Origin of the sequence: Pseudomonas sp. IT-P260, assembly GCF_949768395.1 — a bacterium.
GTDB classification, from domain to species: Bacteria; Pseudomonadota; Gammaproteobacteria; order Pseudomonadales; family Pseudomonadaceae; genus Aquipseudomonas; species Aquipseudomonas parakoreensis.
This window is the reverse complement of the sequence record NZ_CATKPO010000043.1, coordinates 202876-227720: the sequence shown is the minus strand read 5'-3', so window position 1 is coordinate 227720 and position 24845 is coordinate 202876. Positions and strand designations below refer to the sequence as shown.

The following is a 24845-nucleotide window of genomic DNA, read 5'->3' as shown; positions in this document are numbered from 1 at the left end:
CCGCTCCTGTCAGCGCGCCGCCAGCACTGTGCCGCGGCATTCGCCGAAGCCGATCGAGGCAAAACCCTCTCGGGCGCAACGCGCGCGCAGGATGATTTCGTCGCCGTCTTCGAGGAATTTGCGCACTTCGCCGGACGCCAGTTCGATCGGTTTTTTACCGCCCTCGGTGATTTCCAGCAGGCTGCCGAACTGACCGTTTTCCGGACCTGACAAGGTGCCCGAACCGAACAGGTCGCCGGCCTGCAACTGGCAACCGTTGACGCTGTGGTGCGCGACCATTTGTGCGACGGTCCAGTACATGTAACGCGTGTTGCTCAGGGTCAGGCGATGGGCGGGCAGATTCTGCTCGCGCATGGCTTCGGTGAGCAGCAGCACTTCCAGTTCGATGTCGAAGGCACCGCCCTCCTGATCGCGCTTGTCGAACAGGTAAGGCAGCGGCTGCGGATCACCTTCAGGGCGCGCAGGTTGTGCCATACGGAACGGCTCCAGCGCTTCGGCTGTCACCACCCACGGTGAGACGCTGGTGATAAAACTCTTGGACAGGAACGGGCCCAGCGGCTGGTATTCCCAGGCCTGGATATCGCGGGCCGACCAGTCGTTGAGCAGGCAGAAACCGGCGATGTGCTCGGCGGCGTCACCGATGGCAATCGGCTCGCCCATGTCGTTGCCCTGACCGATCCAGATGCCCAGTTCCAGCTCATAGTCCAGACGGGCGCAAGGGCCGAAGGTCGGCTCGCTGGCACCGGCCGGCAGGGTCTGGCCTTTCGGGCGGCGCACGTCGGTACCGGAGGCGCGCACGGTGGAGGCGCGACCGTGATAACCGATCGGCACGTGCTTGTAGTTCGGCAACAACGGGTTGTCCGGACGGAACAGTTTGCCGACGTTTTGCGCGTGTTCGATGCCGACGTAAAAGTCGGTGTAATCGCTGATGCGTGCCGGCAGGTGCATCTGGCAATCGGCAGCCAAAGGAAGCAGTTTTGCACCTTGGGCTTCGATGGCGCCGCGATGGCTGCTGCCCTCGCTGAACAGTTCCAGCAAGCGCGTACGCAAGGCGACGCGGGCTTCGCGACCGAGGTCGAAGAAGGCGTTCAACAGGCCGCCGTGCATGGCTTCGACAGCGCTACGTGCGACGCCGTCGAACAGCCCCGCCTCCAGCGCGACTTGCAGATCGAAAATGTGCTCGCCAATCGCCACGCCCGCGCGCGGCGCCGAGCCGTTGATGCTGAATACGCCCAGCGGCAGGTTCTGCAACGGGAAATCCGCGTGGCCGTTGGCCGAAGCAACCCAGCTGCGGGTGATGGAAGTCTGAGTCATGGGTTATCTCCGGGTCGGGTCGAACGTGGCGGGCAGCGTGGCCCAGCAGGCGTCGTAATTGGATTGCAGTTGCGGGCAGTCGAGGGCGAAACGGCTTGGACGCAGCACCTGACTGGTCTCGAACATGAAGGCCATGGTGTTGTCGATCTTCGTCGGCTTGAGCTCGGCGTTGATTGCTTTGGTGCAGGTTTCGCCGTCCGGGCCGTGGGCGCTCATGCAGCTGTGCAGGGATGCACCGCCGGGCACGAAACCTTCAGCCTTGGCGTCGTATTCGCCGTGGATCAGGCCCATGAATTCGTTCATCAGGTTGCGATGGAACCACGGTGGACGGAAGGTGTTCTCGGCGACCATCCAGCGTGGCGGGAAGATCACGAAGTCGAGGTTGGCCATGCCATGCACGCTGGTCGGCGAGGTCAGCACAGTGAAAATCGACGGATCAGGATGATCGAAACTCACGGTGCCAATGGTGTTGAAACGGCGCAGATCGTATTTGTACGGCACGTTGTTGCCGTGCCAGGCGACCACGTTCAGCGGCGAATGATCGAGTTGGGTGCCCCACAACTGGCCGAGGAATTTCTGCACCAGCGTCGTCGGCTGCTGCAGGTTTTCGTAGGCAGCGACCGGCGCGAGGAAGTCCCGTGGATTGGCCAGACCGTTGCTGCCGATCGGCCCCAGATCCGGCAGACGCAGCGGCGCGCCGTGGTTCTCGGCAACGTAACCGCGCGCCTGCGGATCAAGCAGTTCGACGCGGAATTTCAGACCGCGTGGCAACACGGCGATTTCCAGCGGCGCGACTTCGAGTACACCGAGTTCGGTGGCAATGCGCAGTCGTCCGAGTTGCGGCACCAGCAGCAGCTCGCCGTCGGCGTTGTAGAACACCCGCTCCATCGAGCGGTTGGCGCAATAGTTATAGATGCTGATGCCGGCAGGCTTCTCCGCCGCCGAGTTGGCGACCATGCCAACCAGGCCGTCGATGAAGTCGGTTGGCTCGGCGGGCATCTGCAGGGGATTCCAGCGCAGACGATTCGGGGTTACGTCACCCAGCGGGCCGCCGGCCAGTTGCCGCTCCAGTTTGACGAACGCCGGGTGATTGGCCGACGGTTGAATCCGGTACAGCCACGTACGCCGGGCTTCACTGCGGGTCATGGTGAACGCCGTGCCGGAGAGCAATTCGGTGTAGAGGCCGTAGGGCGCTTTTTGCGGGGAGTTCTGGCCGATGGGCAAGGCGCCAGGCAACGCTTCACTGCTGAATTCGTTGCCGAAACCGGACTGGTACGCCAGCGCCGACGCGTTTGAATCGAGGTTCATGGAGCCTCCTGAACAGGGAGTCGGCAGTGGCCCATCGCTCTGGCTCAGAGGTTTGCGCACGCCGGGGTTGTTATTATCGTAATTCAATTACGCATAACGTAATTTGCTCGCTATCCAGCGTCAAGCTATAAAGACGCCCATTCGTTTTCGGATCCCGGCCGCACCATGGAAAAAACCAGCGACAGCAATGGCAAACAGAAAGTCCGCTCCGCCGAGGTCGGTACCGACATCCTCAAGGCGTTGGCCGAGTTATCGCCCTCCACCTCACTGTCGCGTCTGGCCGAACATGTGCAGATGCCGGCCAGCAAGGTGCACCGTTATCTTCAGGCTCTGATCGCCAGTGGTTTCGCCGAGCAGAACGTCGCCACCAACCATTACGGACTCGGCCGTGAAGCGTTGCGCGTCGGCCTGGCAGCCCTGAACAGTATGGACGTGCTGAAAGTCGCCGCCCTGCCGCTGTCCGAGTTGCGCGATGAACTGAATGAAACCTGTTTTCTGGCGGTGTGGGGCAATCAGGGCGCGACCGTGGTGCACATCGAGCCGGCGGTGCGCGCGGTGACGGTGGTCACGCAATTGGGTTCGGTATTGCCGCTGCTCAGTTCATCCACTGGCTTGGTATTCAGTGCCTATCTGCCGCATCGCGAAACCGATGAACTGCGCGTGCTGGAAACCGCCATCGCCGACCATCCGCTGGCCGATGAAAAAAACTACGTCAGCCTGTGTGAACAGATCCGCGAACGCGGTCTGCATCATGTGCACGGTTTGTTGATGCCGGGCGTGGATGCGTTGTCGGCGCCAGTGTTCAACGCCGTCGGGCAGATCGCAGCGGTACTGACGATTGTCGGCCCGACTTCATTGTTCCACGCGGATGAAAACGGCCCGGCCGCCCGGCGATTGCTGGCGGCGGCACGCGCCGTCAGTTGGCGCATGGGCTATCAGGCCGACGACCTGCGCCCTTGAAACAACAGCCACAATCCCTTCAGTGACCCAATAGCGTAGCCGGACACGACTGTTGCATGCCCCGTAACAGTGCATGTCCGGAATCGCTCTGTTTCCTTCGATCTCAAGTGCTTATTCTGAGCGGGCTTTCACGGCACACGCCGCAAAGCAACCAGCCTTGGCTGCCGAGCAACTCGCGCCTGCGCTGACCGATTTCAGATGAATCGATGCTTCGATTGATCGCCCCGGTGTTCACTGACGTTGATTTGTAGCTCCTTGATCCAACGTCTTACCTTGGCCGCTGCGTTTGCAGCGGCCTTTTTTATGGGCGGGATTTATACCGGTGGGACAGGTCGCTTGACGGTCATGGCAGATGTCAAAGCGAATACTTCTGCAGATTCGCCATCATTTCCTTCAGCGCTTCAATATTGTCCTTGGGATGCGCCGCCCCTTCGAAATCGCAGATCTGCTGCCAATGCGCCGCGACGTCTTCCGGGGAGAAACCGCTGCGTGGATCGAACCCGGCGCCGAGGCTGCGCTCCCAGCGCACTTTGCCCATCCAGCCACCACCGACTTCAAACAGACTGGACGTTTCCTGGCACTGCTCACTGGCCAGGTACACCACCAGCGGACTGACCAGTTCCGGTTTCAGCTGTTCGAACACTTGTGGCGGGATCAGCCCCTCGGTCATGCGCGTACCGCCAGTGGGCGCGATGGCGTTGACCAGAATGTTGTTCTTGCGCCCTTCGATGGCCAGGGTACGGGTCAATCCGTAGAGGCCGAGTTTGGCCATACCGTAGTTGGACTGACCGAAGTTGCCGTAGATGCCCGAAGTGGATGCCGTGAAGATCACCCGGCCGTAGTTTTGCTCGCGCAGGTGCGGCCAGGCGGCGCGGGTGACTTTGTAGGCGCCTTCGACGTGAACGCGATAGACCAGATCCCAGTCGGCGTCGTCCATTTTGTGAAAGGTCTTGTCGCGCAGGATCCCGGCGTTGTTCACCACCACGTCGACACGGCCAAAGGCGTCGAGGGCGTTCTGCACCAGTTTGTCGCCGTCGGTGACCGAGTCGTGGTTGGCCTCGGCAATGCCGCCGGCTTCGCGAATTTCCGCCACCACACGGTCGGCGGCGGAGGCGTTGGCGCCCTCGCCCTGGGTCGAGCCGCCGAGGTCGTTGACCAGCACTTTGGCACCGTGCCGGGCGAACAGCAAAGCGTGCGCTCGCCCCAGGCCACCACCGGCGCCGGTGACGATCACGACTTTATCTTCGAAACGTACGGACTCATTCATCGCAGGAACTCCAGCAGGCCTGAGGGACATTAATCCCGAGTGTCAGGCACGCGGCTTTCGCTCACAACGAACACGGCAGGGGCTGAATGGTGGGCGATAAGGCTGGGGGATGATGAACAGCAAAATCAAAGATCTTTCAGGAGCACGCCACCTTGCGCGGCGGCAACTCCAGGCGGTCACGAAACGCCAGATAATGTTTGAGCACCTGCACCGGCGCCTCGATCTGTGGATAGTGGCCGATGCCCGGCAACAACACCGTGTCGGCGCCCGCGATCAACTGGCGGTAACGCTCGACCATGTGCGCACCGGAGACCGGATCGACTTCGCCATCGATCACCCGCAACGGGATGTCATCACGCTGCATGGCCGCTACCCAGCGGTCGCGTTGCGCTCGGCGCTCGGGGATGTAGCCAATCAGTTTGTGCAGGATGCGCGGACCGCGGTGGGTCTCGATCAGGCTCCAGAAATCATCCAGTTCGCTTTCGCTGGGGCCGGTCTGCGGGCCGAAAATCTGCCGAAAGCTTTTCACCAATGCATCACGGCTGAAGGCCCGGCCAATCATCCAGCCCAAGGGGCTGAGCAACAACTTTTGCATCAGCACCGGGCGATGGGTTTCCGGGAACAGCCCGCCGTTGAGGAACACGCAACTGGCGACGGCGAGCCGGTTTTCGTAATGCCGCGCGAGCAGTTCCTGGGCGACGCTGTCGCCGTAATCGTGAGCCAGAATATGCAGAGGTTGCTCGACCTGCAGATGGGCCAGCAGCGCCTGCTGCAAATCAGCCTGTTCCAGCAGGCTGTAGCTGTGATGCAACGGTTTGGCCGAATCACCGAAACCGAGCATGTCACAGGCGATCACCCGATAACGCTGGGCCAGCGGCTGCCACAAGTAGTGCCAGTCCCAACTGGCCGTTGGAAAGCCATGGATCAGCAACAGCGGCTCACCCTGCCCCGCCGTCCAGTAACGGATCGACTGGCCGCGAAAGACAAATGTCCGGCTGCGTTTGCGCCAGACACACAGAGGAATCTCGGCAAGAGGCATCAGAGTTTATATCCGGGGTCTTGTTTATCGAGTTTGCGCAGCAACGCCGGCCAGGCCAGCGCGCCGCCCATGCCTTGAGCGCTTTTGGTGACGCCGGCGATCATAGCCTTGGCGCCCGCCAGAATTTGCGGTTCGATGGCGATCAGTTCAGTACCGCCAGTCTGCGCCATGACCTGAATGTCGCAAGCACGCTGGAAGGTGAACATCATCAGAAAGGTGTCGGCGATGGTGCCGCCACAGGTCAGCAGACCGTGGTTGTGCAGCATCAGGAAATTGTTCTCGCCCAGGTCGGCCTGCAAGCGCGCTTTCTCTTCGTGATTCAGCGCCACGCCTTCATAGGCGTGATAGGCCAGACTCGACAACACGAACAGCGACTGCTGGCTGATCGGCAACACGCCCTGCTTCTGCGCTGAAACGGCCACGCCGGACGCAGTGTGCGTGTGCAGTACACACACCACGTCGTGCCGCACTTCGTGCACGGCGCTGTGGATGGTGTAACCGGCGGGATTGATTTCGTAGGGACTGTCCATGAGCTTGTTGCCGGCCTGGTCGACTTTGACCAGGCTGGACGCGGTGATCTCATGGAACATCAACCCGAACGGGTTGATCAGGAAGTCTTCGGTGCCCGGGACCTTGGCGGAAATGTGGGTGAAGATCAGGTCGTCCCAGCCATGCAGGGCGACCAGTCGATAACAGGCGGCGAGATCGACCCGGGTCTGCCACTCCGCAGCACTGACCTGGTCTTTGACATTAACGGGTGACTGGACGGGGGCTACGCTCACTGTATGCACCTCTGCGTTCTTATTGTTTTGCACGTGTCAGCAGTCTAGTCAGCTCCCGGAGCTCACGTAGTTGCATTGCCAGCCAGCTTGATGACTGAGCGGGTCAGCCATGCAAACAGCTTGGATCCATGTCAAAGCAACGACGCCAACAAAGGCGCAGCGAACAGATTGAGCAGTCCTGTCAGCACCATCACCAGCCCGGCCACCGAGCCCTCTTCACCGCCCACTTCATGCGCCCGACTGACGCCGGCACCGTGCGCGCCAACCCCAAACAACGCACCGCGCGCCAAGGCACTGCGCAGCGGCAGCCACTTGAGCAGCACGCCGCCGAGCATCGCACCGAACACGCCGGTGAACATCACGAACACGGCCGTCAGTTCCGGCACGCCACCCAGATCCTGCGCCAGCGGCATGGCGAACGGCGTGGTGATCGAACGCGGCACCAGCGACATCGTGACTGAGGTATCCAGCGCCAGCGCCCTGGCCAGGCCAAACGAGGTAGCGATCGATGCCGCGCTGCCGGCGAGCATGCCCAGCAACAGCGCTGACCAGTGCCGCACCAGCAGACGTCGCTGCTGCCAGATCGGCACCGCGAAAGCGACCGTCACCGGCCCGAGCACCAGCATCAGCCAATGGGTGTTGCTTGAGTATTCGGCATAGGCCGTGTGTAACGGTATGGCGAGCGCCAGCAGCAGCGACGGCACCAGAATCAGCGGCGACAGCAGATAACGCCCGGTGCGTCGATAAATCCAGCGACTGAACAGGTACGCCAACAGGGTGAAAGCGAGCCAGAACATCGGCATCCATTCAAGCTTCATGGGACCGCCTCAGGCGCACGGCCAACTCCACGGTAAAGGCCGTCACCAGCATCACCATCAGGGTGCTGGCGCCAATCACCAGCAGAATCCGCCAACCGTCATCGCGCAGCAGTGCGCCGTAGTCGAGCAGACTCATGAGTGCCGGAATAAAGAACAGCAGCATCTCGGCCATCAATAATCCGGCACCCAATTGCAGCGCCGCCGGTTTGACCCAGCCAAACGCGAACGCCAGCAGTAACAGGGCCATGCCGATGACGCCGCCGGGAATTGGCCAGGCCAGCCACGCGGCGATCTGGCAGCCGAGCAGATAGAGACCGAGCAACACGGCCAGTTCTGCTATCAGACGGGAAACATACGTGAGGGATGCAGCGTTCATGATGGGCTCCTTACAGGGGGCTATTTTACGAAGCGGCCTGCCATCCCAGAAGCGAATTGTTAGACTCATGACTATTCCAAAACGGAATCGGACAATGGAATTCAAACAGCTGCGCAGTTTTGTCGAAGTCATGCGCCAAGGCGGCTTTACCCAGGCGGCGAAAACCCTGCACGTCAGTCAGTCGGCGGTGAGCAAACAAGTCGCGCAACTGGAGCAGAGTCTCGGCACGCCATTGCTCGAACGGCTCGGCTCCCAGTTGCACCTGACCGCTGCGGGCAGCGTGGTGCTGTCACACGCCGAGGGCATGCTGCGCTTGCGTCAGGAGTTGCTCAGCGAACTGGATGATCTGAGCCAACTGGCGCGCGGCGAATTGCGCCTCGGTCTGCCGTTGCTGGGCAGCGATGCGCTGTTCGCCGGGTTGTTCGCCGAGTATCGACGGCGCTATCCGAACATCAGCATTCAATTGCTTGAGGGCGGCAGCCGTAACGTCGAGCAGGCGGTGCTCAGCGGTGAACTGGAGTTGGGTGGCAGCTTGCTGCCCAAGGATCCGCAGTTCGATTTTCAGCCGTTCTGCGATGAGAAGCTCGACGCGTTGCTGCCGGTGGATCATCCGCTGGCGGCGCGCGGTGAAATTGCTCTGGAGGAGTTGGCCGAGACACCGTTCCTGCTGTATCAGCGCAGCTTCGTGCTCAATGACCGTCTATTGCAGGCGTGCCAGCAATTGGGCTTTACCCCGAAAGAAGGCGGGCGCAGTGGTCAGGCGGATTTTCTCGTCGCACTGGTGGCGGCCGGGCAAGGCGTGGTGCTGTTGCCGAGCGTGGTCGCCCGGGCACTGGAGCGTCCGGGCGTGGTGCGCCTGACCTTGCGCGCGCCAGATTATCTGCGTTGGGATATCGCGTTCATCTGGCGTCGCGGCGCCTATCTGTCGAAAGCCGCGCAGGCCTGGCTGGCCCTGCTGCGCGAGCGCGCGATCAGCCCTTGAGCGTGGCGATCAATTGCGCCAGCCAAGGCTCGGCATCGGTTTCCGGGGTCACGCTTTCGCTGGCGTCCAGACGCAGCATCTCCTGTACTTCGCGCAGGCCCAGCTCGGCGAACAACTCACGCATCAGCTCGCCGCCACCGCAGAACGTATCGCCGTAACTGGCATCGCCCAAACCGATCACCGCGCCGGGCAAGCCGCGCCAGGCCATTGGCAATTGATCGCGAAGGCTGAAATACAGCGGCTGCAGGTTATCCGGCAACTCGCCCATGCCGGTGGTCGAGGTCACCGCGAGAATCGCTTCAGGACCGAACGCCTGTATATCCGCCAGGCTGGCGCGCGAGTTGTAGAAGGTTTCAAAACCGGCGTCTTTCAGCAGGTTCTGCGCGTGACGGGCGACTTCTTCGGCCGCGCCGTAAACCGAGCCGGAGAGGATGGCGACTTTCATCAATCTGATCCTGAAGCTGAAAAAAAGAGCGGCGATAGTAGCAGTCCGACGTAAAAGCCGCGATCCAGGCCTGAATAGCCGTGATGGCCAGTAGACAGACTGGCTGGAACTTCTAGAATGCCAGCCAATATCGACACTGAAAGGATTCATTGATGATCAACGCCAATCTGCTGCAAATGGTGATCAACGCTTCGAACGACGGGATCGTGGTTGCAGAAAAGGAAGGCGAACAGGACAACATCCTGATTTACGTAAACCCGGCCTTCGAGCGCCTGACCGGTTACACCAGCGAAGAAATTCTCTACCAGGATTGCCGTTTTCTGCAGTCCGGCGACCGCGATCAGGCCAATCTGACGCGGATTCGCGACACCTTGCGCAATGGCGGGGCGTGCCGGGAAATCCTGCGTAACTACCGCAAGGACGGCACGCCATTCTGGAACGAACTGTCGCTGTCGACAGTGAAAAACGACAAGGACGGCCAGACTTATTTCGTCGGCGTGCAGAAGGACGTCACGGTTCAGGTCAAGGCGCAGCAACGCGTCGCGCAACTGGAAGCACAGGTTGCCGCCTTGCAAGCCGAACTCTCTGCCCTGAAAGCGACGAACGGCGCAAACAAAACTGCGAACTAAGTGTCAGTAACTACAATCACCAATGACTTTGTAACTAATTCTTTCGAGCCAGGCCATGCAACGCGACGCCCTCCTGACCCAGGATGAGCTGGATTTCATCCAGACCATGCAGCACAACCCGCAACTCAATGTGCGGGATGCGACGTCGAGCCTGTTGGTCAATGGTGGCTCGCAGATCCGTGACCTGCTCACGCGCCTGGCGGCTCATGAGCAAGTGACCATCCAGGCCAACTTCGAAAACCAGCAGATGACCTTCCCCCTGCACCTGGTGGAAGACGAATTCCACGCCTTGCACCTGCGTCTGGGCGTACCGAGCATTTACGAAGACGGGCCGATGGTTCGCCCATGGCGTCTGACCCTCGAAGAGCCGGTCGCGCTGGAAAATGCCAAGGGCCAACCGGGGATGATGTGGGTGCACGAGGTGTCGCACAAAGGCGTGCTGCTGGAAATGCGCAACAAGACCAAACCGCCCAAGCATTTCGCCCTGTGGTTCAGCCCTTCAGGTTATGAGCGGATCTCCCTGCGCGGCAATTTCGAGCGGGAAACCGAGCATGGCTTCTACGCCTACGAGCTGAGCCAGACCGATGCCGATGAAACCGAACGCCTGCGCCAGTTCATCCTGCAACAACACCGTCTGACCCACCCCGCCCTGCACACCTGATATTCAGGTATCCAGCGTCCCCGCGAGAAACTGCGTCATGCGTTGACGCATCGTCGCCCCTTCATTGCCCAGGCAGCCGATCGACGATCCCGCCAAGCTGTCCTGTGCCAGATCGGCGGTATCGCCGGCCAGCATCACCTGACAATCCAGACTTAACGCCAGACGGTTCAACCGTCGCGGCAAATCGGCTGTCGGGGCGTGATTGGAAAACAGCACCAGCGCCTGCGGCTTGATCCGCTCGCACACCAGCGCCAACTCATCGAATGGCTGCCCGGTGGTGAGCACCCGCACCCCGGCGTCATTGCCACTCAGAAACAACGCGGCAACCAGTAATTCGAGTTCACGACACTGACCGGCGAGCGCACTGACAATCACTTTGCGCGGTTGCGCGCCGCGCAGCGCGACAATCCGCTGCAGGACTCGCGCCCGCAGGAACCCGTCGAAAAACAACCACTCGCTGGTCTGCCCGAAAGCATCCTGGCGTTGCAGCATCTGCAGCCACAACGGCATGAGGATGTCCTGGAACACCACCGGCAGCGCGTATGAAGAGAAAATCTGGTTGTAGACCTGATCCAGCGCACGGTCATCGAATGCGCTGATCGCGGCCTGCACCTGTTGCTGCCACTGCCCGTAATCAGCCTGCACCAGATCATCAGGAATGATATGCGCCAGCACTTTCAGCGGCTCGGTCTTGGCGAGAATCTTGCCGACCTTGCTCACGGCCACGCCGCGATCGATCCAGTCGACGATGCTGCGTACACGCTCGATTTCGGTCATCGAATACAACCGGTGCCCGCTTTCGGTGCGCGTCGGCTGGATCAAACCGTAGCGGCGCTCCCATGCACGCAACGTTACCGGGTTGACGCCGGTCAGCCGCGACACCTCCCGAATAGGGAACAACTCTTCGCGCTCAAGCGCGACAGAGGCCTGCGAAGCAGGGTCAGCGTCCGTGATAACAGCCATTGTGCAGGTGCATCCACTCGGTAGATTTGGATCCCATTCTACCTCCGATGCCCTCTATCGGTTCAACCCATGAATAGAGACGAAAGTCTCTGAAACTGTCATTAAAATCAGGAATAATCCTTGCTTGTCAAAAAGCGCAGGCTCCTACCCCCGCCTGCGTATTGCGAAACTCCTACCCGGAGCGACGCACTCGGAATACGGAGATACATAATGTCTACTTCCCCCGTCACGCTGATGGTTGCGCGTCGCGTCGCCGACGGCCGCTATCAGGACCTGATTGCCTGGCTACGCGAAGGCGAACAGCTGGCCACTGACTTTCCCGGTTACCTGGGCTCCGGCGTGCTCGCTCCGCCCCCCGGTGACAACGAATTCCAGATCATTTTCCGCTTTGTCGACGAACAGACCCTGCATGCCTGGGAGCACTCGGTCTCGCGTACCGCGTGGCTCGCGCGAGGCAGCGATCTGTTCGCGCATCCCAAAGAACATCGGGTCAGCGGCATCGAAGGCTGGTTCGGCGCGGCCGGTCAGCGGCCACCGCGCTGGAAACAGGCCGTGGCCATCTGGCTGGCGTTCTTTCCGGTGTCGCTGCTGTTCAATTTTGTTCTCGGGCCGTTGCTCGGCGAGATGAGCCTGCTGCCGCGGGTGTTGATCAGCACGGCGTGCCTGACGCCGTTGATGGTGTATTTCTTTATTCCGCTGTCGACGCGGTTGCTGGCCAACTGGTTGAACGCTGTGCCGGCGCGACCTTTGCCTGCAACACCCTCTACGCAGAATCGCTAAAGATCGCAGCCTCGTTGCACTCGTCAGCTCCTACAGATGAAGGCGCCCCTGTAGGAGCTGCCGAAGGCTGCGATCTTTTCGACAGCGTCGCTGTTATAGTTTTTGCTCCAGCCGCGACCCGAGCCGTACATGACCATTTCCTCCGCCCCGATTCTCATCACCGGTGCCGGCCAGCGTGTCGGTCTGCACTGCGCGCAGCGTTTGCTTGAAGACGGCCATCAGGTCATTTTCACCTACCGCAGCGAACGTCCCGGCGTGCAAGCGCTGCGGGATTTGGGCGCTGTCGCGGTGTTCGCCGACTTCTCCAGCGAAGCCGCCATTCTCGCCTTCATCGATGAACTGAAAGCCCATACCGACCGCCTGCGCGCCATCGTCCACAACGCCTCCGAATGGCTGGCGGAAACCCCGGGCAACGAAGCCGAAGCCTTCGTACGCATGCTCAACGTGCACATGCTCGCGCCGTACCTGATCAACCTGCACTGCGCCGACCTGCTCAAGGGCTCGACACCGGCCGACATCATCCACATCAGTGACGACGTCACGCGCAAGGGCAGCAGCAAACACATCGGCTATTGCGCCAGCAAGGCCGGGCTCGACAGCCTGACCCTGTCCTTCGCCGCGCGCTATGCGCCGGCAATCAAGGTCAACGGCATCGCGCCGGCCCTGCTATTGTTCAATCCCGACGACGACGCGGCGTACCGCGCCAAGGCGCTGGCCAAATCCGCGCTCGGCATCGAGCCCGGCAGCGAAGTGATCTACCAGAGCCTGCGCTATCTGCTCGACAACCCCTATGTCACCGGCACGACCCTGACCGTCAACGGCGGGCGGCACGTCAAATAAGCTGCTGCGCGAGGATCGCCCATGAGCCGTACCCTGCCCGAGAATTACCGCGAGATCCTCATCGGCCTCGGCGAAGACCCCGACCGCGAAGGTCTGCTCGACACTCCGCAGCGCGCGGCCAAGGCCATGCAATACCTGTGTCACGGCTACGAACAGCGTGTGGAGGAGATCGTCAACGGCGCGCTGTTTGCCTCCGACAGCGACGAGATGATTATCGTCGCCGACATCGAGCTCTACTCGTTGTGCGAACATCACCTGCTGCCCTTCATCGGCAAGGCCCATGTGGCTTATATTCCAACCGGCAAGGTGCTGGGGCTGTCGAAGATTGCGCGGCTGGTGGACATGTTCGCCCGGCGCCTGCAGATTCAGGAAAACCTCACCCGACAGATTGCCGAAGCGGTGCAACAGGTCACCGATGCCGCTGGCGTCGCGGTGGTCATCGAGGCCCGGCACATGTGCATGATGATGCGCGGTGTCGAGAAACAGAATTCGACCATGAACACCTCGGTCATGCTCGGCGCCTTTCGCGACTCGAGCAACACCCGCCAGGAGTTCCTGCAATTGATTGGACGGAGCAAGTAAATGTCACAACTTCAACCGGGAATGGCGCGCATCCGGGTCAAGGATCTGCGCTTGCGCACCTTTATCGGGATCAACGAGGACGAGATCCTCAACAAACAGGATGTGCTGATCAACCTGACCATCCAGTACGCCGCGCAGGAAGCGGTGCGCGACAACGACATCGATCACGCGCTGAACTACCGCACCATCACCAAGGCGATCATCGCCCACGTCGAGGGCAATCGCTTTGCGCTGCTCGAACGCCTGACCCAGGAGCTGCTGGATCTGGTGATGAGCAATACCGCCGTGCTTTACGCCGAAGTCGAAGTCGATAAGCCGCATGCCCTGCGATTTGCCGAGTCGGTGTCGATCACCCTCGCGGCAAGCCGCTGAGCGCGTCTGGCGCATTGCTCGCCAGACTTTTATCATCCGCGCCACGAATAGACTGCACAGAGCCCATCATGACCGAGCAACAACGCCTCGAACTCGAAGCCGCCGCCTTCCGCCGGCTGGTCGCCCATCTGGACAGCCGCAAGGACGTGCAGAACATCGACCTGATGAACCTTGCCGGGTTCTGCCGCAACTGCCTGTCCAAATGGTACAAGGCCGCCGCCGACGAGAAGCAGATCGAGGTCAGCCTCGATGACGCCCGCGAAGTGGTTTACGGCATGCCGTACGCCGAATGGAAAGCCCAATACCAGCAAGAAGCCAGCGCCGAACAACAGGCGGCGTTCGCCAAAGGAAAACCCAATGAGTGATCTGAACACCCTGCGCGCCAGCCTCAACAGCGGCGAACACGCTTTCGCCGATACCCTGGCCTTCATCGCTGCCGGTTATGACTACCAGCCGCAAGCGTTCAACAATGGTGGCGTGGAAAACGCTGCCGGGCAGAACGAAGGTTCGTGCAAGACCCTGGGTCTGGCACTGCTGGAAGGCTTGAGCGATGAAGAAGCGCTGCTGGCATTCGGCGAGCATTACCGCTCGGTGCTGGCGACGTCTGAAGGCAGCGACCACGGCAATATCCGTGCGCTGATCAAGCACGGTCTGGCCGGTGTGAAGTTCGAAGCACAGCCGCTGACCCGTCGCTGATATCAGATCTAACACCATTCCCTGTGGGAGCGAGCCTGCTCGCGAAAACGGTGTATCAGACACCCAAAATATTGCCTGACATGACGCCTTCGCGAGCAGGCTCGCTCCCACATTTGTTGTGTGGTGGCCGTGAATAACGGGCATAAAAAAACCGGCCGAAGCCGGTTTTTTGTGCCTGCGGTCTTAGAACGAAGCGTTCTGCAGACCGTCCAGGTAACGCTCGGTATCCAGTGCTGCCATGCAGCCGGCGCCGGCCGAGGTGATGGCCTGACGGTAAACGTGGTCAGCCACGTCGCCGGCAGCGAAGATGCCTTCGACGCTGGTGGCAGTGGCGTTGCCGTCACGACCGCCCTGCACCACCAGGTAACCGTCTTTCAGAGTCAACTGGCCTTCGAACAGCGAAGTGTTCGGGGTGTGGCCGATCGCGATGAACACGCCGTCGACTTTGATTTCGTCGAAGCTGCCGTCGTTGTTTTTCAGGCGCGCACCGGTCACACCCATGTTGTCGCCCAGCACTTCGTCGAGGTTGGCGTTCAACTTGAGGATGATCTTGCCTTCGGCCACACGGGCGTTGAGCTTGTCGATCAGGATCTTCTCGGCGCGGAAGGTTTCGCGACGGTGGATCAGGGTCACGGTGCTGGCGATGTTCGCCAGGTACAGTGCTTCTTCAACAGCGGTGTTGCCGCCGCCGACCACAGCCACTGGCTTGTTGCGGTAGAAGAAACCGTCGCAGGTCGCGCAGGCCGAGACGCCTTTGCCCATGAACGCCTCTTCCGACGGCAGGCCCAGGTAACGCGCGCTGGCACCGGTAGCGATGATCAGCGCGTCGCAGGTGTAGGTCGCGCTGTCACCGGTCAGGGTGTACGGCTTGGCGGCGAAGTCCACGGCGTTGATGTGGTCGAAAACGATCTCGGTTTCAAACCGCTCGGCGTGCTCGCGCATGCGCTCCATCAGCGCCGGACCAGTCAGGCCGTGCACGTCGCCCGGCCAGTTGTCGACTTCAGTGGTGGTGGTCAGCTGACCGCCAGCCTGCATGCCGGTGATCAGCAGTGGCTTGAGGTTGGCACGGGCGGCGTAGACCGCAGCGCTGTAACCGGCAGGGCCGGAACCGAGAATAATCACTCGCGAATGACGGACTTCAGACATGACCTGCTCCTGTTGACCGGGCCGAAACACTGGCGCGGAACGCCGGACTGCCGGCGGGAATAAAAAAGGACTGTGGATAACCTTGGGGAAGGCATGAGCTCGACAGTCCTGTAAAAAGTTGGGTGCAGCGTATCGAGGGGGGCAAGATTAAGGAAATACGGATTAACAATCCAGCTCATAGGTGGTCTCTATGCGCAGACTCCGACCGGATCGACGTCTTTGTTACAGTGAATGTCGATCGCTCTGCCGCGCTTTCGCACCTGTTGCAAAGTCGGTAAGGTCGGCGCGTTTTCCCTTGCTCGGAGCCCCTTATGCCCGCCCCCGTTCTGTCCGGCCCGCAATACCTGCGCGAAGGCCTCAAACTGGTTCTCAGCCCGGGCCTGCGCCTGTTCGTGCTGCTGCCGCTGGCGATCAACCTGGTGCTGTTCGTCGGATTGATCTATCTGGCCGGCCATCAGTTCAGCCTGTGGGTCGACAGCCTGATGCCGTCGCTGCCCGACTGGCTGAGTTTCCTCAGCTACATCCTGTGGCCGCTGTTCGTGGTGCTGGTGGCGTTGATGGTGTTCTTCACCTTCACCATGCTGGCCAACGTGATCGCGGCGCCGTTCAACGGTTTCCTCGCGGAAAAAGTTGAAGTGGTGGTGCGCGGCACTGATGATTTCCCGGCCTTCAGTTGGGGCGAACTGATCGCGATGATCCCGCGCACCCTCGCCCGGGAAATGCGCAAACTCGGCTACTTCCTGCCGCGGGCAATTGGCCTGTTCATTCTCTCGTTCATTCCGGTGGTCAATATCGTCGCCGCACCGCTGTGGCTGCTGTTCGGCGTGTGGATGATGGCGATCCAGTACATCGACTACCCCGCGGACAACCACAAACTGGGCTGGAACGAAATGCTCGCCTGGCTGCGCCAGAAGCGCTGGCAGAGCATGAGCTTCGGCGGCATCGTCTATCTGGTGCTGCTGATTCCGGTGGTCAACATCCTGATGATGCCGGCCGCGGTTGCCGGCGCAACCTTGTTCTGGGTACGTGAGCGCGGCGCGGAGAACCTTGTCGCACAGCGCTGAGCCGCTCACGGACCGCCAGTCACAAATCCATCATCCGAACGTCACAGGCACGACATGGCCTCAGCCGACACTGAGGTCATGACGACAGCTCTGCATATCACTCTGATCAGCGAAACCTTCCCACCGGAAATCAACGGGGTGGCCAATACCCTTGGTCGCTTGTGCGATGGCTTGCGCGCGCGCGGGCATCGAGTGGAACTGGTGCGACCGCGACAAGCGGGCGATCCGCAGCGTGTCGAGGACGATGCCTTGCTGTTGTGCCGGGGCTGGCCGTTGCCGGGTTATCCGGGGTTGCAATGGGGTCAGTCGTCGATGCACAAGCTGCTGCGGCGCTGGCAGCGTCATCGTCCGGACGTGCTGTACATCGCCACAGAAGGTCCGCTCGGATTGTCAGCCTTGCGGGCGGCGCGGCGCCTGGGGATCTCGGTGGTCAGCGGCTTTCACACCAATTTCCAGCAGTACACCCATCAGTACGGGCTGGGTTTGCTGACGCGCTTGCTGACGCATTATCTGCGCTGGTTCCACAATCGCTCGGCGATGACCCTGGTGCCGAGCGTCAGTCAGCGTCTGGAACTGGAGCGTCGGCATTTCGACCGCCTCGCCCTGCTCTCCAGAGGCGTGGACAGCCAGTTGTTTCACCCGGCCAGGCGCCTGAACGGGTTGCGTGAGCAATGGGGCCTGAGCGAGCAGGACATCGCGGTGATTCACGTAGGACGTCTGGCCACGGAGAAGAACCTGGGCCTGCTCAAGCGCTGCTTCGACAAACTCCGCAGCACTTATCCACAGCGCAACCTGAAGCTGATTGTGGTCGGCGACGGACCGCAACGGCTTGCGTTGGAAAAAGAGCTGCCTGAGGCGATTTTCTGTGGTTCACAGCGCGGCGAAGCGCTGGCGGCGCACTATGCCTCGGGGGATATTTTTCTGTTCCCGAGCATGACCGAAACCTTCGGCAATGTGGTGCTCGAAGCATTGGCTTCAGGCCTGGGCGTGGTCGCATACGATCAGGCTGCAGCGGCGCAGCACATCCGCCATGGCTACAACGGCGTGTTGGCAATGCCCGGTGATGAAGAAGCGTTCTGTGACGCAGCGGCGTGGTTGCTAGAGGAGGACGAGACGTTGCGTTGCGTGCGCCTGAATGCGCGCCAGCATGCCAGTCGCCAGGGGTGGGCGGCTATCATCGAGCAGTTTGAAAAGCATTTGCGCGGGGCGTGTGTCGGGGAGCAGGTGTTGCCGAATGCGCAGACATTGCCCTGAAGCCTGGCTGACTTTGAAGCCGCCATCGCTGGCAAGCCAGCTCCCACAAGGGCCTGCGGTGAACACAATTTTTGTGAACACCCGCAAAACCTGTAGGAGCTGGCTTGCCAGCGATAGCGTCAGTTTGAGCGCCGCTTAAACCAGCGTCATCAATGCCTCACGGCTGAACGGCAGAATGTCCTGCTCACGCCCTTCACGGACTTTCAGCGCCCAGTCCGGATCCACCAGCAGCGCTCGGCCCACCGCCACCAGATCGAACTCGTCGTTGTTCAGACGCTCCAGCAGTTTCTCCAGGCTCGCCGGTTGCGCGACCTTGTCGGTGTTGACCATGAATTGCAGGAACTCGCCGTCCAAGCCAACGCTGCCAACGGTAATGGTCGGTTTGCCGGTCAGCTTGCGTGTCCAGCCGGCCAGGTTGAGCTCGGAACCGTCGAACTCAGGCTCCCAGAAACGCCGCGTCGAGCAATGGAAAATGTCCACGCCAGCGTCGGCCAACGGCTTGAGGAACTCGCCCAGCGCCTCGGGCGTTTGTACCAGACGCGCGGTGTAATCCTGCTGCTTCCATTGCGAAAATCGGAAGATGATCGGGAAGCCTTCACCGACTGCCGCGCGCACCGCTTGAATCAATTCGATGGCGAAACGCGAGCGGTTGGCCAGGCTGCCGCCGTATTCGTCGCTGCGCTGATTGCTGCCTTCCCAGAAGAACTGGTCGATCAGGTAACCGTGGGCACCGTGGATTTCCACGCCGTCCATGCCGATGCTTTTGGCATCTTTGGCGGCCTGGGCGAATGCGGCGATCACGTCTTGAATGTCCTGTTTGGTCATGCCGTGCACCACGACCTGACCGTCCTTGAGTTTTTCCGTCGGGCCGTAACCCGGCACGCTGGCGTCCGGCTCGGTGCCGATACGGCGCACGCTGCCGACATGCCACAGTTGCGGAACAATCTTGCCGCCCTCGGCATGCACCGCGTCGACCACTTTTTTCCAGCCGGCCAGTGGCGCTTCACCGAAGAACTGCGGCACGTTCGGGTAACCGTTGGAGGCCTTGTGACCGACCGTGGTGCCTTCGGTGATGATCAGACCGACACCGGCCGCAGCGCGGCGACGGTAGTACTCGATCACTTTGGAATTGGGTACGCCACCCGGGGAAAACGAGCGGGTCATTGGCGCCATGACCACGCGGGTCGGCAGTTCGAGGGCACCGAGGTGGAACGGTTTGAACAGGGCTTGCACCGGCATTGGATGGCTCCACAGGGAATGGCTTTATGACGGCGATAATATGGAGAGTTGCAAGCCTTGAACAGCATTATTGATTTGAGTGATCAAGGATCAAAAGACACAAAGCAAAGATCGCAGCCTGCGGCAGCTCCTACAATTATTCGATAACTCGATGACGTGTAGGAGCTGCCGCAGGCTGCGATCTTTTGATCTTGCTGGTTCAGCCCAGCGCTTTTTCAATCGCGTGAACGATGGTCGGATCATCCGGCGCCGTACGCGGCGAGAACCGCGCCAGCACCCGGCCGTCCTTGCCAAGCAGAAACTTCTCGAAGTTCCAGGTGATATCCCCGGGAAACTCCGCGCCCTCGCCCGCCAGCAAGCGGTACAGCTGGTGCCGCTCGTGACCGTTGACTTCAAGCTTGCTCGACAACGGGAACGTCACGCCGTAGTTCAGGCTGCAGAATTCCTGGATTTCCTGCTCCGTGCCTGGTTCCTGGCCGGCAAACTGGTTGCATGGCAGGCCCAGCACACTGAAGCCCTTGCCCTTGAATTGCTGGTAGAGGTTTTCCAGTGCCGCGTACTGTGGGGTCAAGCCGCATTTGGAGGCGACGTTGACCACCAGCACGACTTGGCCCTTGAAAGGCGCCAACGGTAGCTCCTGACCATCCAGGGCTGTCAACTTAAGGTCGTGAAAAGCACTCATGACGGACTCCAGATTCCCGTGTTCTACTCGAAACAGCCACTTGGCGAGGCCACCAAGGACAGCCGCGGACTAAAAAGGCGCCCGCAGGCGCCTCTCCAGTACTCGAAGCTTAGCGCAGAAAATCAGTGGTGATGGCCACCTTCGCCATGGACGTGGCCATGAGCGACTTCTTCCTGGCTGGCGTCACGGATAGCAACGACCTTCACTTTGAAGTTCAGGCGCTGACCGGCCAGTGGGTGGTTGCCGTCGACGGTGACGTCGTCGCCGTCCAGGTCACGGATGGTCACGATCTGCATCTGGCCGTCCGGCGCCGACGCGTGGAACTGCATGCCGACTTCCAGCTCGTCAACGCCTTCGAACATGCTGCGGCTCAGGGTGCTGACCAGTTCAGCGGCGTATTCGCCGTAAGCGTCTTCCGGCTCAACGGACACTTCCAGCTCATCACCAACGGCTTTGCCTTCCAGCGCTTTTTCCAGGCCCGGGATGATGTTGCCTGCGCCTTGCAGGTAGACCAGCGGAGCGCCGCCGGCGGAGCTGTCGATGACCTCACCAGCGTCGTTGGTCAGGGTATAGTCGATAGAGACAGCCTTGTTGGCGGCGATCAGCATGGGGCGAAACCTTTTGTATAAAAATATAGAAAGACCAAGTTTAGCGAAGCAATCGCGCGAAAGCGAACACAACCCGGACAAACGGGATTCGACGATCACCGGCTTCCATCAAGATGAAGAAGGTCACTGGGTGGCCGAGCTTTCCTGTGGCCACACCCAACACCTGCGCCATCAGCCGCCGTGGCAATCGCGCGCCTGGGTCCTGGACCCGGCGCAACGTATTGAAAAAATAGGCCAACCCTTTGCCTGCGGTTGGTGCGCACAAGGCTCGGTTAGCGATAACCTTGGCGACTGAATTTCGGTAGGCGGTCACGTATAGATCGCCACCCTTGCCATGCACCCTTAGAGAATCCGCATGCAAACTTTTTTTATCGCACCCACCGATTTTGGCGTGGGTCTGACCTCCATCAGCCTAGGGCTGGTGCGTACCCTGGAGCGGGCCGGACTGAAAGTCGGCTTCTTCAAACCGATTGCCCAGCCGCATCCGGGCGACACCGGCCCGGAGCGTTCCACCGAACTGGTGGCACGTACTCACGGCCTGAAACCGCCGCAACCTCTGGGCCTGGCCCACGTCGAGCGAATGCTCGGCGACGGTCAGCTCGATGAGCTGCTCGAAGAAATCATCGCCTTGTATCAGCAAGCGGCTGTCGGCAAGGACGTGCTGGTGGTCGAAGGCATGGTGCCGACCCGCAGCGCCAGCTACGCCGCGCGGGTCAATTTGCACCTGGCCAAAAGCCTGGATGCCGAGGTGATTCTGGTATCGGCTCCGGAAAACGAAGTGCTCGCCGAACTCTCCGGCCGCGTGGAATTGCAGGCGCAATTGTTCGGCGGTCCGAAAGACCCGAAAGTCCTCGGCGTGATCCTCAACAAGGTCAAGACCGAGGAGAGCATGGACGCCTTCGCCACGCGCCTGAAGGAGCATTCGCCGTTGCTGCGCAGCGGTGACTTCCGCCTGCTCGGCTGCATTCCGTTCCAGCCCGAACTCAACGCCCCACGTACCCGCGACGTCGCTGACCTGATGGGCGCACAGGTGCTCAACGCCGGCGACTATGAAACCCGGCGCATGACCAAAATCATCATCTGCGCGCGCACCATGCGCAACACCGTGGAGCTGCTCAAGCCCGGCGTGCTGGTAGTAACCCCGGGCGATCGCGACGACATCATTCTTGCGGTCAGCCTTGCGGCGCTCAACGGTGTGCCATTGGCTGGGCTGTTGCTGACCAGTGACACCCTGCCCGATCCACGCATCATGGACTTGTGCCGTGGCGCGTTGCAGGCCGGTCTGCCGGTCTTGTCGGTGAGCACCGGCTCCTACGACACCGCCAACCTGCTCAATGGCCTGAACAAGGAAATCCCCATCGATGACCGCGAGCGTGCGGAGATCATCACCGACTTCGTCGCCAGCCATCTCGATGCCAAGTGGCTGCACCAGCGCTGCGGCACCCCGCGGGAAATGCGCCTGTCACCCGCAGTATTCCGCTATCAACTGATTCAACGGGCGCAGTCGGCGAACAAGCGTATCGTCCTGCCCGAAGGCAGCGAGCCGCTCACCGTGCAAGCGGCGGCGATCTGTCAGGAGCGCGGCATCGCCCGTTGCGTGTTGCTGGCCAAACCGGCGGACGTTGAAGCCGTGGCCCGCGCGCAAGGCATCGAGCTGCCGCCGGGGCTGGAGATTCTCGATCCGGATCTGATCCGCGAGCGTTATATCGAGCCGATGGTCGCCCTGCGCAAAAGCAAAAGCCTCAATGCGCCGATGGCCGAACAGCAACTGGAAGACACCGTGGTCATTGGCACCATGATGCTTGCGCTGGATGAAGTCGACGGTCTGGTGTCGGGTGTGATCAACACCACCGCCAACACCATCCGCCCGGCGCTGCAACTGATCAAGACCGCGCCGGGCTGCACGCTGGTGTCTTCGGTGTTCTTCATGCTGTTCCCCGAAGAAGTGCTGGTCTACGGCGACTGCGTGATGAATCCGCACCCAAGCGCAACTGAGCTGGCCGAGATCGCCCTGCAAAGCGCCGACTCGGCAGCGGCCTTCGGCATCACCCCGCGCGTGGCGATGATCAGTTACTCCAGCGGCGAGTCGGCCAGCGGCGAAGAAGTCGAGAAAGTCCGCGAAGCCACCCTGCTCGCCCACGAGCAACAGCACTCGCTGCTGATCGACGGGCCGCTGCAATACGACGCCGCTGCCAACGCCGATGTGGCCCGGCAACTGGCACCGAACAGCCAGGTGGCCGGCCGCGCCACGGTGTTCGTGTTCCCCGACCTGAACACCGGCAACACCACCCACAAAGCCGTGCAGCGCAGTGCCGACTGCGTCAGCCTCGGCCCGATGCTGCAGGGCCTGCGCAAACCGGTGAACGACCTGCCGCGCGGCGCGCAGGTCGACGACATCGTCTACACCATCGCCCTGACCGCGATTCAAGCCGCCAACCGACCTATGGATGTGTAAATGCTGGACTTCCTGCCCGCCCCGATTCGCGGCGTGATCGCCGCGCTGCTGTTGGCGCTCAATACGATTCTGCTGTGCTCGTTCCTGTTCTGCGTGGCGTTGATCAAAGTGCTGCCGTTCGACCTCGCCCGCCGCGCCTCGCTGTGGCTGATGAGCCACACCCACGAAGCCTGGATCAGTAACAACAAGGGCTGGATGAACCTGGTACGCCGCACGCGCTGGCACATCAGCGGCTTGCAAGGCCTGGATTACAAACACTCGTATTTGATCACCAGCAACCACCAGAGCTGGGTCGACATTCTGGTGCTGCAATACGTGCTCAACCGGCGCATCCAACCGCTGAAATTCTTCCTCAAGCAGGAGCTGATCTGGGTCCCGGTGATTGGCCTGGCGTGGTGGGCGCTGGGCTTTCCGTTCATGAAACGCTACTCCAAGGCCTATCTGGAAAAACACCCGGAAAAGAAAGGCAAGGACCTGGAAACCACGCGCAAGACCTGCGCGAAGTTTCGCGACAACCCGGTGGGGATTTTCAACTTCGTCGAAGGCACACGCTTCACCGAAGGCAAGCACGCGCAACAGCAATCACCGTTCAAATACCTGCTCAAGCCCAAGGCTGGCGGCATCGCCTTTGTGCTGGACGCGATGGGAGAACAGCTGGAATCGATCGTCAACGTGACCATCCACTATCCGGGCGGACGGCCGGGCTTCTGGGACCTGCTGTGCGGCAACGTGCGCGACGTGGTGGTGCACTTTGAAGAACTGAAAATACCGCCGGCCTTCATCGGCAAGAACTACGACCAGGACGGCGAATACCGTCTGCAGTTTCAGGGCTGGATCAACCAGCTGTGGCAGGACAAGGATGCGCTGCTGGAACAGATGCACCGCGAATTCCCGAACCGACAGTGAATCTGGTGGGAGCCGGCATGCCGGCGATGGCGGCGATGGCGGCGATCAGCAAGCATCATTGGTGAATGACACAGCGCCTTCGCTGGCAAGCCAGCTCCCACAATTGGGTTGGGTGTGTTCAGTTAGGTATCGGTCGGCTGGCAGGCCAGCTCCCACAAAATCAAGATCAAAAGATCGCAGCCTGCGGCAGCTCCTACAGGGAAGATAATACAACCCGCACGCGGCGCATGCCGCCCCACTCCAGGATGAGCGCAAGCTCGGCTGCAGCTTTTGATCTTGATCCATGGGCGACGTCGGAAGGCTGAGTGGAGGGATTGATCCGGGGGTGGGAGCGCAGCGACCGTTTGGCGAAGCCAAACACAGCGAGAGGAGGTGCAGCGAAGCAAACCGTAGGCGCTGTCCCCGGATCAAACCCGGAGCGAAGGGACCCCGAGCCTCAGCGAGCGGGCCGAACGCAGGAGCAAGCCTTTTGGGTTACCTTTTCGGCGTTTGGAAAAGGTGACTCGCCGTAAGGGCGAAACCGCCAGCCGCAACACCCGAAAAAACGGATATACACACAGAACACCCACAACATGGTCAGCCCTAAAGCCGCCATCGCCGGCAAGCCAGCTCCCACACCGGACCGAATGCCCGCCAATAAAAAAGCCCGCCGATGATCACTCATCCGCGGGCCTTTC

28 protein-coding genes are annotated in these 24845 nt (G+C 60.9%); 15 read left to right on the top strand and 13 right to left on the bottom strand.

Translation table 11 applies throughout. The features are described from left to right. Positions 1–9: 9 nt before the first annotated feature. The gene (fahA, locus tag ACM6HV_RS25510) at positions 10–1314 is read right to left on the bottom strand and encodes a fumarylacetoacetase (protein ID WP_414905584.1); all 1305 of its coding nucleotides are present in this window, start codon (positions 1312–1314) and stop codon (positions 10–12) included. A gap of 3 nt (positions 1315–1317) precedes the next feature. After that, entirely contained in the window at positions 1318–2622 is a 1305-nt protein-coding gene (hmgA, locus tag ACM6HV_RS25505) for a homogentisate 1,2-dioxygenase (RefSeq protein WP_414905583.1), read from the bottom strand. Between the two features lie 165 nt (positions 2623–2787). On the opposite strand from hmgA, the gene ACM6HV_RS25500 reads away from it, so the two are divergent. Further along, the gene (locus tag ACM6HV_RS25500) at positions 2788–3582 is read left to right on the top strand and encodes an IclR family transcriptional regulator (protein ID WP_414905582.1); all 795 of its coding nucleotides are present in this window, start codon (positions 2788–2790) and stop codon (positions 3580–3582) included. A 355-nt stretch (positions 3583–3937) separates the two neighbouring features. Here the strand turns inward: ACM6HV_RS25500 and ACM6HV_RS25495 are convergent, their stop codons facing one another. The 5 genes from ACM6HV_RS25495 to ACM6HV_RS25475 all read right to left on the bottom strand — a co-directional run bounded on the left by ACM6HV_RS25495 (position 3938) and on the right by ACM6HV_RS25475 (position 7864). Further along, positions 3938–4849, bottom strand: a complete 912-nt coding sequence (locus ACM6HV_RS25495) for an SDR family oxidoreductase (RefSeq protein WP_414905581.1) — start codon at positions 4847–4849, stop codon at positions 3938–3940. A gap of 136 nt (positions 4850–4985) precedes the next feature. Beyond that, positions 4986–5888, bottom strand: coding sequence for an alpha/beta fold hydrolase (locus tag ACM6HV_RS25490; protein WP_086793805.1), 903 nt, complete (start codon positions 5886–5888; stop codon positions 4986–4988). Beyond that, positions 5888–6670, bottom strand: a complete 783-nt coding sequence (locus ACM6HV_RS25485) for a class II aldolase/adducin family protein (protein ID WP_108181705.1) — start codon at positions 6668–6670, stop codon at positions 5888–5890. The genes ACM6HV_RS25490 and ACM6HV_RS25485 overlap by 1 nt, the downstream gene beginning before the upstream one ends. A 131-nt stretch (positions 6671–6801) precedes the next feature. Continuing rightward, entirely contained in the window at positions 6802–7488 is a 687-nt protein-coding gene (locus tag ACM6HV_RS25480; protein WP_145597426.1) for an LrgB family protein, read from the bottom strand. Further along, on the bottom strand, positions 7478–7864 hold the full coding sequence (locus ACM6HV_RS25475) for a CidA/LrgA family protein (RefSeq protein ID WP_041073952.1): 387 nt from the start codon (positions 7862–7864) through the stop codon (positions 7478–7480). Before ACM6HV_RS25475 ends, ACM6HV_RS25480 begins: the two co-directional genes overlap by 11 nt. A 94-nt stretch (positions 7865–7958) precedes the next feature. Between ACM6HV_RS25475 and ACM6HV_RS25470 the strand changes: the two genes are divergently transcribed. After that, on the top strand, positions 7959–8846 hold the full coding sequence (locus ACM6HV_RS25470) for a LysR family transcriptional regulator (RefSeq protein WP_108181703.1): 888 nt from the start codon (positions 7959–7961) through the stop codon (positions 8844–8846). Here the strand turns inward: ACM6HV_RS25470 and ACM6HV_RS25465 are convergent. Continuing rightward, the gene (locus ACM6HV_RS25465; protein ID WP_041073948.1) at positions 8836–9291 is read right to left on the bottom strand and encodes a flavodoxin; all 456 of its coding nucleotides are present in this window, start codon (positions 9289–9291) and stop codon (positions 8836–8838) included. The two genes, ACM6HV_RS25470 and ACM6HV_RS25465, sit on opposite strands and share 11 nt — an antisense overlap. Positions 9292–9443: 152 nt before the next feature. Between ACM6HV_RS25465 and ACM6HV_RS25460 the strand changes: the two genes are divergently transcribed. Beyond that, on the top strand, positions 9444–9920 hold the full coding sequence (locus ACM6HV_RS25460; protein WP_108181702.1) for a PAS domain-containing protein: 477 nt from the start codon (positions 9444–9446) through the stop codon (positions 9918–9920). Between the two features lie 55 nt (positions 9921–9975). After that, the gene (locus ACM6HV_RS25455; protein WP_025109427.1) at positions 9976–10581 is read left to right on the top strand and encodes a hypothetical protein; all 606 of its coding nucleotides are present in this window, start codon (positions 9976–9978) and stop codon (positions 10579–10581) included. Between the two features lie 3 nt (positions 10582–10584). Here ACM6HV_RS25455 and ACM6HV_RS25450 read toward each other — a convergent pair whose 3' ends face one another. Further along, entirely contained in the window at positions 10585–11544 is a 960-nt protein-coding gene (locus ACM6HV_RS25450) for a MerR family transcriptional regulator (RefSeq protein WP_414905580.1), read from the bottom strand. 210 nt (positions 11545–11754) lie between these two features. Between ACM6HV_RS25450 and ACM6HV_RS25445 the strand changes: the two genes are divergently transcribed. From ACM6HV_RS25445 to ACM6HV_RS25420, 6 genes are all read left to right on the top strand, one after another. Then, positions 11755–12324 (top strand): antibiotic biosynthesis monooxygenase, encoded by a 570-nt coding sequence (locus tag ACM6HV_RS25445; RefSeq protein WP_414905579.1) that lies wholly within the window; start codon positions 11755–11757, stop codon positions 12322–12324. Between the two features lie 129 nt (positions 12325–12453). Then, positions 12454–13164 (top strand): dihydromonapterin reductase, encoded by a 711-nt coding sequence (gene folM / locus ACM6HV_RS25440; protein WP_414905578.1) that lies wholly within the window; start codon positions 12454–12456, stop codon positions 13162–13164. A 21-nt stretch (positions 13165–13185) separates the two neighbouring features. Next, positions 13186–13746 carry a GTP cyclohydrolase I FolE gene (folE, locus tag ACM6HV_RS25435; protein WP_108181698.1) on the top strand — a complete coding sequence of 187 codons (561 nt, stop codon included), beginning with the start codon at positions 13186–13188 and terminating at the stop codon, positions 13744–13746. After that, positions 13747–14118 (top strand): dihydroneopterin triphosphate 2'-epimerase, encoded by a 372-nt coding sequence (folX, locus tag ACM6HV_RS25430; RefSeq protein ID WP_041073935.1) that lies wholly within the window; start codon positions 13747–13749, stop codon positions 14116–14118. It abuts the gene before it with no gap. A gap of 68 nt (positions 14119–14186) precedes the next feature. Beyond that, positions 14187–14483 (top strand): DUF1244 domain-containing protein, encoded by a 297-nt coding sequence (locus ACM6HV_RS25425; RefSeq protein WP_115986687.1) that lies wholly within the window; start codon positions 14187–14189, stop codon positions 14481–14483. Then, entirely contained in the window at positions 14476–14814 is a 339-nt protein-coding gene (locus ACM6HV_RS25420) for a HopJ type III effector protein (protein WP_414905577.1), read from the top strand. The genes ACM6HV_RS25425 and ACM6HV_RS25420 overlap by 8 nt, the downstream gene beginning before the upstream one ends. Before the next feature lie 183 nt (positions 14815–14997). Here ACM6HV_RS25420 and trxB read toward each other — a convergent pair whose 3' ends face one another. Beyond that, positions 14998–15960, bottom strand: coding sequence for a thioredoxin-disulfide reductase (gene trxB / locus ACM6HV_RS25415; RefSeq protein ID WP_003221727.1), 963 nt, complete (start codon positions 15958–15960; stop codon positions 14998–15000). A gap of 311 nt (positions 15961–16271) precedes the next feature. Here trxB and cysZ point away from each other — a divergent pair, with 311 nt between their 5' ends. Together cysZ and ACM6HV_RS25405 are read left to right on the top strand one after the other, a co-directional pair. After that, positions 16272–17024 (top strand): sulfate transporter CysZ, encoded by a 753-nt coding sequence (gene cysZ, locus ACM6HV_RS25410; protein WP_262948020.1) that lies wholly within the window; start codon positions 16272–16274, stop codon positions 17022–17024. Positions 17025–17078: 54 nt separating this feature from the next. Continuing rightward, positions 17079–18278, top strand: coding sequence for a glycosyltransferase family 4 protein (locus ACM6HV_RS25405; RefSeq protein WP_414905576.1), 1200 nt, complete (start codon positions 17079–17081; stop codon positions 18276–18278). A 135-nt stretch (positions 18279–18413) separates the two neighbouring features. Here ACM6HV_RS25405 and ACM6HV_RS25400 read toward each other — a convergent pair whose 3' ends face one another. From ACM6HV_RS25400 to ACM6HV_RS25390, 3 genes are all read right to left on the bottom strand, one after another. Next, positions 18414–19517 carry an NADH:flavin oxidoreductase gene (locus ACM6HV_RS25400; protein ID WP_047291742.1) on the bottom strand — a complete coding sequence of 368 codons (1104 nt, stop codon included), beginning with the start codon at positions 19515–19517 and terminating at the stop codon, positions 18414–18416. A 199-nt stretch (positions 19518–19716) separates the two neighbouring features. Beyond that, complete coding sequence (locus tag ACM6HV_RS25395) at positions 19717–20199, bottom strand: glutathione peroxidase (RefSeq protein WP_041073925.1); 483 nt, start codon at positions 20197–20199, stop codon at positions 19717–19719. A 122-nt stretch (positions 20200–20321) separates the two neighbouring features. Continuing rightward, on the bottom strand, positions 20322–20807 hold the full coding sequence (locus tag ACM6HV_RS25390; protein ID WP_007968032.1) for an FKBP-type peptidyl-prolyl cis-trans isomerase: 486 nt from the start codon (positions 20805–20807) through the stop codon (positions 20322–20324). On the opposite strand from ACM6HV_RS25390, the gene ACM6HV_RS25385 reads away from it, so the two are divergent. From ACM6HV_RS25385 to ACM6HV_RS25375, 3 genes are read left to right on the top strand one after another with little or no spacing between them, the layout of a single operon-like run. Then, complete coding sequence (locus tag ACM6HV_RS25385; protein ID WP_414905626.1) at positions 20806–21102, top strand: DUF3565 domain-containing protein; 297 nt, start codon at positions 20806–20808, stop codon at positions 21100–21102. The genes ACM6HV_RS25390 and ACM6HV_RS25385 overlap by 2 nt on opposite strands. A gap of 60 nt (positions 21103–21162) precedes the next feature. Beyond that, positions 21163–23262 carry a phosphate acetyltransferase gene (gene pta / locus ACM6HV_RS25380; RefSeq protein ID WP_414905575.1) on the top strand — a complete coding sequence of 700 codons (2100 nt, stop codon included), beginning with the start codon at positions 21163–21165 and terminating at the stop codon, positions 23260–23262. Continuing rightward, a complete protein-coding gene (locus ACM6HV_RS25375; RefSeq protein WP_414905574.1) occupies positions 23263–24168 on the top strand; it encodes an acyltransferase in 906 nt (301 codons plus the stop codon). Positions 24169–24845 lie beyond the last annotated feature (677 nt).

Bases quoted from the DNA above. Each gene is read 5' to 3' on its own strand.
- ACM6HV_RS25395 (WP_041073925.1), bottom strand. From the start codon at position 20,199: ATGAGTGCTTTTCACGACCTTAAGTTGACAGCCCTGGATGGTCAGGAG.
- fahA (WP_414905584.1), bottom strand. From the start codon at position 1,314: ATGACTCAGACTTCCATCACCCGCAGCTGGGTTGCTTCGGCCAACGGC.
- ACM6HV_RS25495 (WP_414905581.1), bottom strand. From the start codon at position 4,849: ATGAATGAGTCCGTACGTTTCGAAGATAAAGTCGTGATCGTCACCGGC.
- ACM6HV_RS25455 (WP_025109427.1), top strand. From the start codon at position 9,976: ATGCAACGCGACGCCCTCCTGACCCAGGATGAGCTGGATTTCATCCAG.
- ACM6HV_RS25470 (WP_108181703.1), top strand. From the start codon at position 7,959: ATGGAATTCAAACAGCTGCGCAGTTTTGTCGAAGTCATGCGCCAAGGC.
- ACM6HV_RS25400 (WP_047291742.1), bottom strand. From the start codon at position 19,517: ATGCCGGTGCAAGCCCTGTTCAAACCGTTCCACCTCGGTGCCCTCGAA.
- ACM6HV_RS25445 (WP_414905579.1), top strand. From the start codon at position 11,755: ATGTCTACTTCCCCCGTCACGCTGATGGTTGCGCGTCGCGTCGCCGAC.
- hmgA (WP_414905583.1), bottom strand. From the start codon at position 2,622: ATGAACCTCGATTCAAACGCGTCGGCGCTGGCGTACCAGTCCGGTTTC.
- ACM6HV_RS25500 (WP_414905582.1), top strand. From the start codon at position 2,788: ATGGAAAAAACCAGCGACAGCAATGGCAAACAGAAAGTCCGCTCCGCC.
- ACM6HV_RS25390 (WP_007968032.1), bottom strand. From the start codon at position 20,807: ATGCTGATCGCCGCCAACAAGGCTGTCTCTATCGACTATACCCTGACC.
- folM (WP_414905578.1), top strand. From the start codon at position 12,454: ATGACCATTTCCTCCGCCCCGATTCTCATCACCGGTGCCGGCCAGCGT.
- folX (WP_041073935.1), top strand. From the start codon at position 13,747: ATGTCACAACTTCAACCGGGAATGGCGCGCATCCGGGTCAAGGATCTG.
- ACM6HV_RS25450 (WP_414905580.1), bottom strand. From the start codon at position 11,544: ATGGCTGTTATCACGGACGCTGACCCTGCTTCGCAGGCCTCTGTCGCG.
- ACM6HV_RS25375 (WP_414905574.1), top strand. From the start codon at position 23,263: ATGCTGGACTTCCTGCCCGCCCCGATTCGCGGCGTGATCGCCGCGCTG.
- trxB (WP_003221727.1), bottom strand. From the start codon at position 15,960: ATGTCTGAAGTCCGTCATTCGCGAGTGATTATTCTCGGTTCCGGCCCT.
- ACM6HV_RS25385 (WP_414905626.1), top strand. From the start codon at position 20,806: ATGGGGCGAAACCTTTTGTATAAAAATATAGAAAGACCAAGTTTAGCG.
- ACM6HV_RS25475 (WP_041073952.1), bottom strand. From the start codon at position 7,864: ATGAACGCTGCATCCCTCACGTATGTTTCCCGTCTGATAGCAGAACTG.
- ACM6HV_RS25460 (WP_108181702.1), top strand. From the start codon at position 9,444: ATGATCAACGCCAATCTGCTGCAAATGGTGATCAACGCTTCGAACGAC.
- ACM6HV_RS25420 (WP_414905577.1), top strand. From the start codon at position 14,476: ATGAGTGATCTGAACACCCTGCGCGCCAGCCTCAACAGCGGCGAACAC.
- ACM6HV_RS25480 (WP_145597426.1), bottom strand. From the start codon at position 7,488: ATGAAGCTTGAATGGATGCCGATGTTCTGGCTCGCTTTCACCCTGTTG.
- ACM6HV_RS25490 (WP_086793805.1), bottom strand. From the start codon at position 5,888: ATGCCTCTTGCCGAGATTCCTCTGTGTGTCTGGCGCAAACGCAGCCGG.
- ACM6HV_RS25405 (WP_414905576.1), top strand. From the start codon at position 17,079: ATGGCCTCAGCCGACACTGAGGTCATGACGACAGCTCTGCATATCACT.
- ACM6HV_RS25425 (WP_115986687.1), top strand. From the start codon at position 14,187: ATGACCGAGCAACAACGCCTCGAACTCGAAGCCGCCGCCTTCCGCCGG.
- folE (WP_108181698.1), top strand. From the start codon at position 13,186: ATGAGCCGTACCCTGCCCGAGAATTACCGCGAGATCCTCATCGGCCTC.
- pta (WP_414905575.1), top strand. From the start codon at position 21,163: ATGCAAACTTTTTTTATCGCACCCACCGATTTTGGCGTGGGTCTGACC.
- cysZ (WP_262948020.1), top strand. From the start codon at position 16,272: ATGCCCGCCCCCGTTCTGTCCGGCCCGCAATACCTGCGCGAAGGCCTC.
- ACM6HV_RS25465 (WP_041073948.1), bottom strand. From the start codon at position 9,291: ATGAAAGTCGCCATCCTCTCCGGCTCGGTTTACGGCGCGGCCGAAGAA.